This is a genomic window from Stenotrophomonas sp. TWI819, from assembly GCF_039673075.1.
In the GTDB taxonomy this organism is placed as follows: Bacteria; Pseudomonadota; Gammaproteobacteria; order Xanthomonadales; family Xanthomonadaceae; genus Stenotrophomonas; species Stenotrophomonas rhizophila_B.
Genome location: NZ_JBDJKY010000001.1, coordinates 358,268 through 371,020 on the forward strand (window position 1 = coordinate 358,268; position 12,753 = coordinate 371,020).

Consider the following 12,753-nt stretch of genomic DNA (forward strand, 5'->3'; position numbering starts at 1 on the left):
CGCCCGCCGTCATTCGTGGGCCACGATGGCCTCGCGCAGTGCGGCAATATCCCGGGGGATCTGCGTGCGATACACCGCCAGCACATCCAACGGCGTCGCCGCCGCCGGCCGCAGGGCCCTGGCCGGATTCATGGCCGTGCAGTGCGTGGCCACATCAAACGCAGGCCAGTCGATGGGCTTGCACAACGTCGCTGCGATGCCCGCGGCCCGGTAGCGGGGTGGACGGGTGACGTCGGGTGATGCCGAGATCGAGACCACTCGGGCGCCCAGCCACGCGCGCGTCCGCTCCAGGGCGCGGATCGCCTCGATTGTTTCCAGCCCGCTGGCATCCGGCAGTGCATCGTCCAGGGTGATCAGGTCGAAGGGGCCGGCCTGCGCCAGTTGCTGCAGTGCCTCATGGCGACTGGTGGCGCAGCGCACCTCGAACCCGCGCTCGCGCAGCCGGTGGCTGATGACGTCGGCGATCAGTGGCTGGTCTTCGATGACCAGGGCGCGCGCGGGCCGGTCGTTGTGGGCGGACAGGTGGCCGGGCAGGGCCGGCGCCTGCTCCGTGCGCCGCTGCGCGGGCAGGGTGGCGGTGAAGGTGGACCCCACGCCTGGTTGGCTGCGCACGGTGATCTGCCCGCCCTGCGCCGTGGCGATGCGGCGACACAGGGACAGCCCCAGCCCGGTCCCGCCGCGCTGCCGGCCGTCACGGGTGGTGCTGAAGGCGCCGAAGATGTCGTTCAGATCTTCGGCGCTGATGCCTTCGCCGGTATCACTCACACGCAGCACCATCCGGCCGCGCTCGCCCACGCCTGCCTCGAATCTCAGGCGCACCGACACGGTTCCGGCATCGCAGAACTTCACGGCGTTGGAGATCAGATTGCTGGCGATGTGGCGCAGGGCGCGGGTGTCGCAGCTCGCGTGCTCCAGCACCGGCTGGTCGAGATCGAACAGCAGGGCGGTGCCCTTGGCCGCGGCCACCGGCCGGGATGCGCTCAGGCAGCCGGCCAGTACGGTGGCCGCGCCGGGCTGCCACTCCACGGGTGCATGGCTGTGGCGATCCAGGAACATGAATTCCAGCGCATTGGCCAGGGTGTGGTGCAGCGAAGAGGTGGCCGCGCGGGCGGACGCGATCACGGGTGCGGCGGCCGGGGTCGGGACGGTGGATTCAATCAGGTCGATGGCCGAAATGACCGAGGCCACGCCATTGCGCACTTCGTGATTGACCAGGGTCAACATGCGCGCCGTGCTGGCCTGCAGCGCCGCGGTCGCCCGCGCGTTGCGGTAGGCCTGGATGATCACGAAGGCCGCACCAAGGATGGACAGCACCAGCACGATGATCTGCGTGCGGTAGAAAGAGAGGACGGCATGGAGAGTGGGAGGCGAGCGATACAGGGCATCCATCCACCGGCCGACCAGATCCTGCTGGGTGTCCAGCGGCAACGAGCGGAACGCCTGATGGGCCCGTTCCATCTCGGCGGCACGCGCAGGATGGGAGGCGACCCGGATTCGCACGGAAGGGCCATCGCTGGCCGGATGCACCGCCAGCGTGGTGCTGTTGCCCCGGCGTGCGAGTGGAATCAGGATGGCGTCCATGCCCAGCGCCGCGTCCACGGTGCCGCTGTCCACCGCGGCCACCATGTCTGCCGCAGCAGGCAGTGGAAACACCTCGATCGCGGGGTGGTGAGCGGCCAGATAGCCGTGGTACTCCCCGTTGCCGATCACCGTGACACGCTTGCCCTCCAGGGCGGACAGGGCCCGCACGGGGGAGCTGCTGCGGGTGAGCAGAACCGAATCGCCGGCATAGAAGACCGGTGAAATCACCGTGGCCGTGGGCAACAGTGCCGCGGTGCCCGGCAGCGCGAACGCCAGCCCGTCCACCTCCTGCTGCGCAAGCAGGCCGAGTGCGTCGCTGAAGGTGGTGGCGCCGGCCACCTGGATCTTGATGCCCGAGAGCGCCTCCACCGCCTCCACGTAGGCACGTGCCCCGCCCAGCGAGGAAGGCCCGCCCAGCCCGTACGGGCCGCCCAACTGCGGGCCGGCGGCCAGCACGAAGGGCGGCTGCCGATCCGAATGGGCGGGGAACAGCGTGAGCAGCAGCGCCCCGGCAGCGAGGAGGATGGTCGCCAGCAGGCTGGCCTGCAACGCGACCCGACGTTTACCCGCGATGTTTTTCATGTAAGTACGCTCGCACCCGATCCACGCACAAGAACGGCACCGGCAAGGCGCCGACGGTGCTGTGGAAGCTGGTGCGCGCAGCCACGAATCCAGCCTTGCACGACATCAGGAGGCGCTCAATGTGCGTTTCCGACGATGGGGTGTCGTATCCGGCACGAGGCGCTGGGTCTGCCACCCGCCCGAGCTCGCCGACGCCCCGCAGGAAGCCGAGCCGGATGCCGACGGCACCCGCGTCAGAGAACTTGATGGCGTTGGAGATCAGGTTGCTGGCGATGTGATGGAGGGCGCGCGCGTCACACTGCGTGACCGCGGCGTCCGGTCCATCCAGGGCGAGGCTGAGGCCCACCCCTTTGGACAGTGCGAGCGGCCGCATCCCGGAGATGCACTCCTCCAGCACGGCCTGCGCGCTGTGGCTGGAGCGCTCGCAGCTGCGTTGCGAGGCCTCATGAAACATGAACTCCAGCGCGTTGGTCAGGGTATGGCGAAGTGCATCGGCGGCCGAGCGGGCGGAAGTGAAATGCTGCTCGCGCTGGGAAGGCGTCGGCTCGCCCTCGGCCAGGTCGATGGCCGATATCACCGCCGCGGCACTGTTGCGGACCTCGTGGTTGACCAGGGTGAGTACGCGTGCGGCCGCCGCCTGTCGGGCAGCGGTACGGCGTGCCTTGCGGTACGCACGGGAGATGCTGAGCAGAATGGCCAGCATCACCAGGCAGAACAGGATGATGGGGGTGCGGTAGTAAGTGGCCACCGCGCGCAGGGTCGGCGGGGCGCGATGGACCGCATTGAGCGTGCGCTCGAGGATGTCCTGATGGATGTCCGACGGCAGCGCGAGCAATGCCTGGTGCGCCATGCTGACCTCCACCGCGCGGTTCGGCACCGAGGCAATGCGCAGCTCCACCGGCGGACCATCGGGCGCGGCATGCACCTGCAGGATGGCGCCATGATCGCGCCGGGTAAGCGGAACCAGGATGCCATCGGCGCCGAGCGCCGCATCGGCCGCGCCGCTGTCCAGCGCGGCCAGCATGTCGGCGGGCGAGGCCAGCGGCAGGACCTCGATGTCCGGAAACGCGCTGGCCAGATAGGCGCGGTACTCGCCATTGTCGATCACGGCCACCCGCCGCCCGGCGAGCGCTGCCAGCGAGGTGTGCACGGAGGTGCGGCGCGTGACCAGCACCGAGGTGCCCGTATAGAACGGTGCGGAGATCACGGCCGAGGACGGCAGCAGGCTGCGCGTGGAGGGGAGCGAGAACGCGACGCCGTCTACCTGGCCGGCACGGAGCTGTGCCACGGCGCTTTCGATGGAGGGAGCGCGGCGCAACTCCAGCCGCACACCGGCGATGGCCTCCAGCGCTTCCATGTACGCACGCGGCCCACCCTGTGCGGCCGAGCCGCCCAGGCCTTGGGAAATGGCCATCTGCGGCCCGATGGCGAGGCGGAAGGTCGCGTGGCGCTGCGGCGGTGTGGCCAGGATCAGCAACACCAGGCAGACCGCCAGGACAACGATGCCGACAATCAGCAGGACTCTGCCGACGTTGGTGCGGGAGGATGCAGCGGTGTTCACATGGAGATCTCTCGAGTGGTCCCGTGATGGTCCGTGGCGGTGCAGGAACAAAGGGGTGCAGGTACGGCGCCGGGCGCGCGATACATCGCCGAGGACTCCTGGAAGCTGGAACGCCACGCTCCGTCGGGAGCGGGTGCACGATCGGACGACGCCTCAGAGGCGGTAGGCCATTGCGGAAAACATGCTCGACAGAGATACACGCGGCGACGCGGCGGCGGTATGCAACAAGTACGAAAGCGCCGATGACCGTCTGAAACTGAGGCATGGCGCAGCTTCCGTCCCGGCGGCGGCAGAGACGCGGCGAGACTGTGCACACAGGTGCAGCGCGCTGCAAAACTCGCCTATACAATAGGGAGGGCCTATCGGCAACGAATGAATGTCTCCATCCGCTGGACAGGGAAGATGCCGCAGAGAGCCATCGTGAGGTCTGTAGTTTTTCATCGGGATGACACCGGTAGGTCGAATGCTGTCGATCTGCCGGTCGCTGCACACGCCTGAATCGCCGCCGCCGCCCTTACTGACACCGTTCCTGCTGGAGCTCGACGTTGCCACGACCTTCGATTGCCCACCGCTACAGCATCGCGCTGGAAGGGCGGGCGCCCTTCGTCACGCTCACGGCGATAGCGGTGCTGGGCGTTACCCTGCTGACTGCACAGGCGATGTTGGTGCAGCGCGACCGCGCGGTGCTGGATGCCTATGCCGACCGCCTGCTGCTCCAGGCCGAATCCGTGGCGGCCGCCTCTTCGCTGACGTTGGAGCACGCGGACGCGCTGACGACCGCGCCCTGCACACGCGAGGATCTGGCTGAACTGCGGTTGCTGGCGTTCAAGTCGCGCTATGTGCGCGATGTCGGCCGGTTGCATGAGGATCGGCTGATCTGCTCGGCCGCGTGGGGCATCCTCGCCAATCCCGCACCGATGCCCGAACCGGACCGTCGCGTGCGCGGCTACCGGCTGTGGGGCAGCGTGTCGGGGATTGTGGATTCCCGGGTCGCCGCAGACATGTCCGCCAAGGGCGACGTCATCGTCACCACCTCGCCGAGCGCCTTTGACCGCGTGGACCCGCTGGCCTCGGGCATGGGCGCGCTGGTGCTGACCCGCGATGCCGATCATGTGTTCCAGCGTTTCGGCGATATCACCGCACTGGATCCATCCCGTCATGAAGCCTGGAGCGATCTCGGCAGTACGCGGCACTCGCGCCGCTGCAGTGCGACGTTCGATATCTGCGTGGCGGCGCGTGCGCGCCAATCCAGTCTGCTCTCCGAATCGCCGTGGATAGTGATCGGGCTGTGTCTGCTGGGCGGGTTCGCCGGCAGTGGCCTGGGTCTGCTGATCAGTGCATCCCAGCGCAACCGCCGTTCGCTGCCCAAGCAGCTGGAGCGGGCGATTCTGGGCGATGGCCTGACCTTGGTGTATCAACCGCTGCGGACGTTGTCCGATCGCCGGCTGGTCGGCGTGGAGACCCTCTCGCGCTGGTGCAACGAGCAGGGCGAGCCGGTGCCGCCGGATACCTTCGTGCCGATGGCCGAGCGGCAGCGCCTGGGCGGTGCACTTGCACGGCAGGTGGTGCGCAAGGCGCTGGCGGAACTGGGCGACCGCCTGCGCGATGACCCGACGTTCTACGTCAGTTTCAATGTATCGGCGACCGATGTGGTCGATGCTGCGTTTCGTGCCTACCTCAATGCCGCCACGGCGCAGTCCGGCATCGCCCGGGAACAGGTGGTGCTGGAGATCACCGAGCGCTCCACCACCCGCCATAGCGATCTGGCCGACGGCATGACGCGGCTGCGCGAGGACGGATACCCGTTCTACATTGATGATTTCGGTACCGGGTACTCCAACTTCGCGTATCTGGCCGAGCTGCCGCTGGATGCGATCAAGATGGATCAGCGCTTCACGCGCGCGATCGGCACCGGCTCGGCGATCAGCCAGATCATCGAGGCGATCTGCGTGATGACGCGGACCCTGGATATCGGCTTGGTGGTGGAAGGTGTGGAGACCGAAGAGCAGGCACAGGTGATGGTCGAGCTGATGCCCTCTGCCGTGGCGCAGGGCTGGTTGCTGGGCCGTCCGGTACCGGTGGATGCGTTGCCGGTGGACTGACTGGTCATGCGCGATGCTCTCGCCGCCCTCACGATCAATCCACGCGCTGCTGCCGCGCAGCTACCTAAGATCGGGGCACCCCAAAGGATGTTGCCGCACCATGACCACCGCACTGCAGGATCTCGACGCGCTTGAACCCATCGATATCGACGGGCTCAAGGCACAGGGCGTGCCGCCGGTCGCCCAGTATCTGGTGGATCAGGAGAAATTCGTGCTGCTCGGCGGGAAGCGGGGTATCTATCGTCTGGCCGGGACGGACACGGTCTGCTATTTCACCAGTCTGGATCAGATCCGCCTGCATCTGCTCGGTCAATCGCTGACGCGGTTGACGGTCGAACTGGTGTAAAGCCCCGGAGGGCAGGGCGCTTAGACGCCACCCTGCCTGGGCAGCGGCGCGGGTACATTCAATTGCCCGCCTGCGGCGACGTACGCGGCCAGCGCCTCGCCCTGACTGAGCAGGTGGCGATTCATCATCTGCTCGGCGGCTTCGGCATCGCGGTTGCGGATGCACGCCATCAACGCGCGATGCTCTTCCAGCGACTGTGCCATCCGCCCGGGAGTCAGCAGCTGACGGCCGCGATGCATCTTCAGGATGCGATGCAGGTCATGCGTCACCCGGATCAGCCACGGGTTGCCGGCATGGGTCTGCAGGCTTTCGTGGATCAGGTAATTGTTGCGGTAGTACTCGGCCAGATCGCCACTGGCGGCGGCCACTTCCATCGCATCGTGCAGGGCCTGCAGTTGGTCGATGCCCGCATCGTCGACACGCTTGACTGCCTCATGTACGCAACGGCCCTCCAGCATCGCCATCACCGGGAACAGCTGGTTGAGATCTTCCAGCGTGAGCCGGGTGACGCGGCTGCCACGCCCTGCATCCAGCTGGACCAGGCCTTCGGCCGCCAGCAGCTTGAGGCTTTCGCGCAACGGGGTACGGCTGATGCCCAGTTCTTCGGCGAGCATCGGCTCATCGATCCATTCACCCGGCGGCAGTTCGTAGTCGTAGATCTTCTGGCGCAGGCGCTCGGCGACCTCTTCATAGAGCGGCACGCGTTTCTTCGACAGACGGGGACCAGGAGCCAGGGGCATGGCAGAATTTCTTGTGCAGGTGTGCAGCATTCTAACGGGTCAGGGCGGGCCTGCCGGAGCAGGCCCGCCATGGGGTCACATCCAGCCTGGCACCACGAACAGCAGCCACGCCAGCAGCGGGCCAAACGCCACCACCAGCCCGCTATAGACCAGGAAGCGGCGGAACAGCGCTTCGCGCTCTTCCTTCGCGGCCGAGGCTACGACCAGCGCACCGTTGGTGGAGAACGGGCTCACGTCCACTACGGTGGAGGAGATCGCCAGGGCGCAGATCACACCGGCAGCGCTCAGATGCCCCTGCATCAGGAACGGCACGGCCAGGGGAATCGTGGCGCCCAGCACCGCCGCCGAGGACGCGAACGCCGACACGATGCCGCCGACATAGCAGACCAGCAGCGCGCCCAGCAGCGGAATGCCGATCGCACCCACGCCATGCCCGATGTAATCCACCGCGCCGGCCTGCTGCAGCACGGCCACGTAGGTGACCACACCGCTGATCAGCAGCACGGTCGACCAGCTGATGCCATCCACCGCGCCCTTCTGCGAGTTCGGCGAGAGCAGGGCCAGCACCACTGCGACGGTGATCGACACCAGGCCGACGTTGAGGTTGTAGACCAATGCGGCGATGCCCAGGCCGAGCAGGCCGATCAGGGTGAACACGCGCTCGCGGTTGATGCGCACGTCATCCAGCGCGTCCGGATCATTGGAGAGCGTGCCACCGCCCGCCGAGACCAGGGCGCCGTGACCTTCGATCGCAAACTGGCGTGAGGAGGCCTGGCTGCCGGCGACCAGCGGTTCGGTCGCCGTCGGTGCGCGACGCATCAGCGCCAACCCGCCAAAGGCGAAGAAGCAGATGATGCCCATCAGCAGGTTGAAGCCCAGGCTGGTCAGGAATACGGCCATTTCCGTGACTTCCAGGCCGGCCTTCTGCACCACCTGGTTGGTGATGCCGCCATACACGCTGATCGGCGAGAAGCCACCGGCCTGCGCGCCATGGATCACCAGCAGGCCCATCATCAGCGGGTTGATCTTGTACTGCTTGGCAAAGCGCAGCGCGACCGGACCGATGATCGCCACCGCGGCCGGGCCGAGCGCGCCGAAGGCGGTCAGCACCGCGGTGACCACGAACATCACCCAGGGGATGGCGACGATGTGCCCGCGCACGGCCTTGACTGCCCAATGCACCAGCAGATCGATGGTGCCGTTCTTCTGTGCGATGGCGAACAGGTACGTGATGCCGACCAGGGTCAGGAACAGGTCGCCCGGGAAGCCGGCCAACACCTCCTTGCCCTCCATTCCGACGAACAGGCCGCCGATGATGAAGGCCAGCGCGAAGGCGACTGCACCCATGTTGATGGGTAGCGCAGTGGCCACGATGAACATGATCACCAAGCCGATGATCGTTGCGATTTGCGGACTCATGCGCCCTCCCGAGACACTTGATACGCGTGCAGCATGATGGCGACCCGCCACCCGGGGTTTACGTGATGCAACCCTTACCGGCGAACCCTCATGCGCGTGCGCATGCGCGGTCCACCCAGTCCAGAACGCCCTCCAGCGTCTGGAAATCCTCCACGGAACGGGCCTCAAGCTGCGGATGCAGCTCGCGGGCACGACGGCTCAACGCCGCGCCCGGGCCCAGTTCCAGAAATACGCGCCCACCACGCTCGACCGCCTGCTGCAGCACCGTCTGCCACTGCAGCGGTTGCGCGATCTGCGCCGACAACGTGGCCACGACACGCTCGACATCACCGACCAGGCGGCCGTCGATCCCGGCCAACAGCCGTAGTTGAGGTGCGCGCAGCTCGACCGAATGCAGCAGGTCTTCGAAGCCCTGTGCGGCGGCGGTCAGCAACGGCGTATGCGCCGGCACGCAGACCGGCAGCGGCACTGTCCGGGCGCCGTTGGCGGCCACTTCGTCGGCTGCCGCTGCGAGAGAGGCACGCGCACCGCCCAGGACCACATGGTCCGGGCCGTTGACGATGGCCAGGAAAATGCCATGCGCAGCGCACAGCCGCGCGATCCGGACATCGTCCAGACCGATCACGGCCAGCAGCCCGGCATCGTCCGGGGTTGCTGCGTCCATCAGGCGCGCACGCTTGCGTGCCAGCCGCAGGCAGGTAGCCGTATCGAAACTGCCGGCCACCGCATGCGCCGCCAGTTCGCCCGCGCTGTAGCCTGCGACGGCGGTGATGGTCGGCAGGGAGTTGCGCAGTGCAGCCCAGTGCGCGAGCGGGGCAGTGCACACCAGCGGTTGTGCCAGTGCGTTGCGGAAACGCATCGTGTCAGCAGCGATCTGTTCGACCGGCGTGCCGAGCAGTTCGTCGGCCAGATCGAGCACTGGCTGGGCCAATGCGTGACCACGCACCCGTTCGAACATACCGGGGTGCTGGCCGCCTTGGCCCGGGCAGAGCAGGACCAGGCTCATGCAGCCTCCTGCTGGTGCAGGAACCACGCGCAGGCCAGCAGATCGGCACTGCCACCCGGGCTCAGGCGCTTGGCCTCGAAGGCATCGCACACCGGCCCGAGCCGCGCCCGCCAGCCGGGCTGCAGGGCGCCGCCCTCGGCGAGGAAGCGACGTGCCTGCTGCTGTGCGAAGGCCAATCCGCGCTCGCCACCGCGATGCAGCAGGTTGAGATCGGTGGTCACCGCGATGAGCGACATCAGCGTCTGCACCATCGCCGCCTGGCGGTCCTGCGTGGCGCGCAACGCGGCCTGCAACGTGGGCAGGGCGACGTCGCGCAGCAATGGAAAGCCCTGCGCGGCCTGTTCGCGGACACCGGCAACGCCATGGCGCTGACGGGCCCGCTGGCCGGGGCTGTCGTTGTTCAACGGTGCGGTGAGCAGCGCGGGCGCCCAGTGTTCGCGTACGGCAACACAGACCTCGCCCCCCTGGGGTGGCGTTCCCTTGATGTGGCGAAGTTGGGCGGACGCGGCGACCAGCAGCCCGAGACTGAAGATGGCACCGCGGTGGGTATTGATGCCGCCAGTGGCACGCAGCATGGCCGCCTCGGCGTCGATGCCATACGCGCGCAGGTCTTCAAAGGGCGTGCCATGCGCGCCAGCGGCAGCGACAGCCACGAAGTAGCCGCGCAGGGCGAACAGGCTGCGCAGGAAGGTGCCGGCGTCCATGTCCTGGTGGCTGCCCCTGCTCCATGGCGTCACCAGGCCCGGCTTGGGCGCACACGCCAGCTCTGCGTGCAGGCTGGTGATCGCCAGCCGGCCGAGCCGATGCGCCGCCGCCGTGGGGGAGGGCGGTGTTGCCGGAACAGTGTGCAGGACCGCGTTCATGCGACGGCCTGCAGCGACAACAGTGCGTCGCGCGGTGACAGCCAGCAGGCATCACCGGTTTTGACCATTACCCGTGCGGCGCCACTGGCGTATTCGCGCCAGCTCACGGCACGCTCGCCCGGAAAGCGCAGTTCGCCGTCGATGCACAGGCGGTGCTCACGCTCCCAGCGCTGCATGCGGGCGGCCAGTCGATCCGCCTGAGCGTGATCCTCCACCTCCCAGAGCAGGTCCAGATCCGAGCTGGCCCGCAGATAGAGAAGGCCGGTCAGGTGTTGCCAGGCGAAACTGCCGAACACGCGCGGGGGCACGTCCAGATCGCGGGTATCGGCCAACAGCAGGCGTACCTCGTCGCGCCAGGGCGCAGGGAGGCCTTCGGTGACCTCGGCCAAGGCCGGCGGCGGCGTAGTGCGCAGCACATGGCCTGGTTCGATCCGCAGCGACAGCCGCCGGCGTTGCTCGGCCAAGGGCAACGGCACCCCCAGGCGCAAGTGATCGCCATCAGCGGCCGGATCGCGTCGCGCCACCACGAACGGTAGGCGCGCCTCGGCCCACGCCCGCAGGCGCGCATCCGCGCCCGGGGTCAGCACCTGCCACGGTGCCTGCGGAGCGAGCCAGACCAGGTCGTGACGGCGCATGGTTCAGGCCTCGCCCGCGGCCACGGCAGCGGCGACATCGCGTGCCAGCAGGCGGCCACCGCGCTCGGCACCACGGTCGCGGCGTTGGTCGCCGGTGACCGGCGCCTGCAGCGCCTCGACCAGCGCCTGCGCGAGGTCGCCCTCCCAGACGGCCTCCACGGCGCCCATGCGGACGTAGTTCTCCACGCCCGGCGCGAACACCGGCGAGCTCTGGCTCAGCGCCTGCAGTTTCTCAAGTGGCTGTTTGGTGACGCGCGCCATCGCGCGCAGATCCATCACGCGCACCTGCGCTTCGGGCAGGGCATAGATGCGGTCGGCCATCAGCCCGAACGACAGGAAGCCGCCGCTCACCGACTCGCCATACACCAGGCTGACCAGTGGCGCGCCGCGGCGGCGGGCCAGATCCAGCGTACGCGCCAAGTGCGCGAAGTAGCTGTTGATGCCGAGCATTTCATCGCGGCGCGCCAGGCGCTGACCGGCGGTATCGACCAGCATGACGATCGGCCGCTGCGGATCTGCGCGGGTGCTGGCGAGCACGGTGGCGGCCAGCGCCAGTGCGTGATCGATACCCACCTCCAGCTTGTTGGCGGTGCCGATGACAGTCACTTCGCCGGCGGCGGTGGTGGCGGTACCGCCCAGCACATCGTCCTCGCGGGTGACCGCGTGACCGAGCGGGAACAGGGCATCGAGCAGGGGCGTCAGTTCCATGGCAGGCTCCGGTCCTTGACGGCGTCAAGGAAGTCAGCGGTCTCCAGCAGCGGCAGCTGCTCGGCATCGGCAATGCCCTGCAGGCGCCAGACCTCTAGGCCATCACGGCAGCCGCCATAGGCGTTGATCCGGGCACCCAGCTGGGCCTGCGCCTGTTCCAGCGCGACCAGCGGATCCTGCGGCTCGGCATGTGTGGTCATCAGCGCCGTGGCGGCATCGGCAAAGGCCTCGATGCGATCCGGCACGAGCTGCACGGCATCGCCGATCAGATAGCGGTGTTTGCCGCCGGTCACGCGCCACACCAGGGCACGGTCACGCGAGTCGAACTCTTCCACGCCGCGCACGGTCTCGATCACTTCCGGGCCGGACAGCGAGAGACGACCCTCTTCGGACATCACTACCGCCGTGCAGCAGCGGGCGACGATGCCCATGCCACCGAAGGCACCGTTGCCGCTGCCGATCAGCGAGAACACCGGAATGCCGGCGGCGCGTGTGGCCAGTACCGCACGCATGATTTCGGAAATGGCGATCAAGCCCGCGTTGGCTTCATGCAGGCGCACGCCGCCACTGTCGAGCAGCAGCAGCACCGCATCGGGACGCACCTCAACAGCACGCTCCAGCAGGCCGGTGAGCTTGGCCCCGTGTACTTCGCCCACGCCGCCGCCCATGAACTGGCCCTGCTGCGCGGCGATCAGCACGCTGCGGCCGTTCAAGCTGCCCGCACCGACCACGATGCCGTCATCGAACGCACCCGGCTGATCCAGCTGGGCCAGATGGGGGCTGATGATGCGGCGGGCCGGACCCACAAATTCCGTGAAGCTGCCGGCGTCGAGCAGGCCGTGGATACGCTCGCGGGCATCGGCCTCGTAGAAACTGTGACTGCTCACGGGGCGCCTCCTTCCTGCAGGGTTTCCAGCGCCTGCTGCAACCGCAGGCTGACCACCGCCGGTGTCGCGCCGGCGTCGTTGATCGACAACCGCACGTTGCGCAGCGGGTGGCGCGCGGCGAAGTCGGCCAGCACCGCCTGCCAGACGGTGTGAAAGCCGGTGGCCGAGGTGATCACCTCGATCTCCATCGCACCGTCCAGCGGGGTAGGTTCGATCAGTACTTCCAGATTGCCCGAGGCGACCACGCCGACCAGCGCGTGATGATCGCGTTCGGTGAGGTCGTGCTGCCCGGGGAAGCGATAACGCAGGGTTTCCATGGCGTG

12 protein-coding genes are annotated in these 12,753 nt (G+C 67.9%); 2 read left to right on the forward strand and 10 right to left on the reverse strand.

Translation table 11 applies throughout. The annotated features are described in order from the left end of the window. Positions 1-9 precede the first annotated feature (9 nt). Both ABE463_RS01550 and ABE463_RS01555 read right to left on the reverse strand, forming a co-directional pair. Complete coding sequence (locus ABE463_RS01550; RefSeq protein ID WP_346467007.1) at positions 10-2,163, reverse strand: ATP-binding protein; 2,154 nt, start codon at positions 2,161-2,163, stop codon at positions 10-12. Continuing rightward, the gene (locus ABE463_RS01555) at positions 2,144-3,724 is read right to left on the reverse strand and encodes a transporter substrate-binding domain-containing protein (RefSeq protein WP_346467008.1); all 1,581 of its coding nucleotides are present in this window, start codon (positions 3,722-3,724) and stop codon (positions 2,144-2,146) included. Before ABE463_RS01555 ends, ABE463_RS01550 begins: the two co-directional genes overlap by 20 nt. A gap of 545 nt (positions 3,725-4,269) precedes the next feature. Here ABE463_RS01555 and ABE463_RS01560 point away from each other — a divergent pair. Both ABE463_RS01560 and ABE463_RS01565 read left to right on the forward strand, forming a co-directional pair. Further along, positions 4,270-5,826 carry an EAL domain-containing protein gene (locus tag ABE463_RS01560; protein ID WP_346467009.1) on the forward strand — a complete coding sequence of 519 codons (1,557 nt, stop codon included), beginning with the start codon at positions 4,270-4,272 and terminating at the stop codon, positions 5,824-5,826. Between the two features lie 100 nt (positions 5,827-5,926). Further along, positions 5,927-6,172: a hypothetical protein gene (locus ABE463_RS01565; RefSeq protein ID WP_259259943.1), complete on the forward strand. Its 246-nt coding sequence runs from the start codon at positions 5,927-5,929 to the stop codon at positions 6,170-6,172. Positions 6,173-6,192: 20 nt separating this feature from the next. On the opposite strand, the gene ABE463_RS01570 is transcribed toward ABE463_RS01565, so the two are convergent. The 8 genes from ABE463_RS01570 to mdcC form a co-directional block, all read right to left on the reverse strand. Beyond that, on the reverse strand, positions 6,193-6,912 hold the full coding sequence (locus ABE463_RS01570; RefSeq protein WP_346467010.1) for a GntR family transcriptional regulator: 720 nt from the start codon (positions 6,910-6,912) through the stop codon (positions 6,193-6,195). Between the two features lie 75 nt (positions 6,913-6,987). Beyond that, positions 6,988-8,331, reverse strand: coding sequence for an SLC13 family permease (locus ABE463_RS01575; protein WP_019184589.1), 1,344 nt, complete (start codon positions 8,329-8,331; stop codon positions 6,988-6,990). A gap of 88 nt (positions 8,332-8,419) precedes the next feature. Further along, a complete protein-coding gene (gene mdcH, locus ABE463_RS01580; protein WP_346467011.1) occupies positions 8,420-9,337 on the reverse strand; it encodes a malonate decarboxylase subunit epsilon in 918 nt (305 codons plus the stop codon). Beyond that, positions 9,334-10,200, reverse strand: coding sequence for a triphosphoribosyl-dephospho-CoA synthase MdcB (gene mdcB / locus ABE463_RS01585; RefSeq protein WP_346467012.1), 867 nt, complete (start codon positions 10,198-10,200; stop codon positions 9,334-9,336). The genes mdcH and mdcB overlap by 4 nt, the downstream gene beginning before the upstream one ends. Beyond that, a complete protein-coding gene (gene mdcG / locus ABE463_RS01590; protein ID WP_346467013.1) occupies positions 10,197-10,835 on the reverse strand; it encodes a malonate decarboxylase holo-[acyl-carrier-protein] synthase in 639 nt (212 codons plus the stop codon). Before mdcG ends, mdcB begins: the two co-directional genes overlap by 4 nt. A 3-nt stretch (positions 10,836-10,838) precedes the next feature. Further along, a complete protein-coding gene (gene mdcE / locus ABE463_RS01595) occupies positions 10,839-11,543 on the reverse strand; it encodes a biotin-independent malonate decarboxylase subunit gamma (protein ID WP_346467014.1) in 705 nt (234 codons plus the stop codon). Next, positions 11,534-12,430, reverse strand: a complete 897-nt coding sequence (locus tag ABE463_RS01600) for a biotin-independent malonate decarboxylase subunit beta (RefSeq protein WP_346467015.1) — start codon at positions 12,428-12,430, stop codon at positions 11,534-11,536. The genes mdcE and ABE463_RS01600 overlap by 10 nt, the downstream gene beginning before the upstream one ends. After that, positions 12,427-12,747 (reverse strand): malonate decarboxylase acyl carrier protein, encoded by a 321-nt coding sequence (gene mdcC, locus ABE463_RS01605; RefSeq protein ID WP_346467016.1) that lies wholly within the window; start codon positions 12,745-12,747, stop codon positions 12,427-12,429. Before mdcC ends, ABE463_RS01600 begins: the two co-directional genes overlap by 4 nt. Between the last annotated feature and the right edge of the window lie 6 nt (positions 12,748-12,753).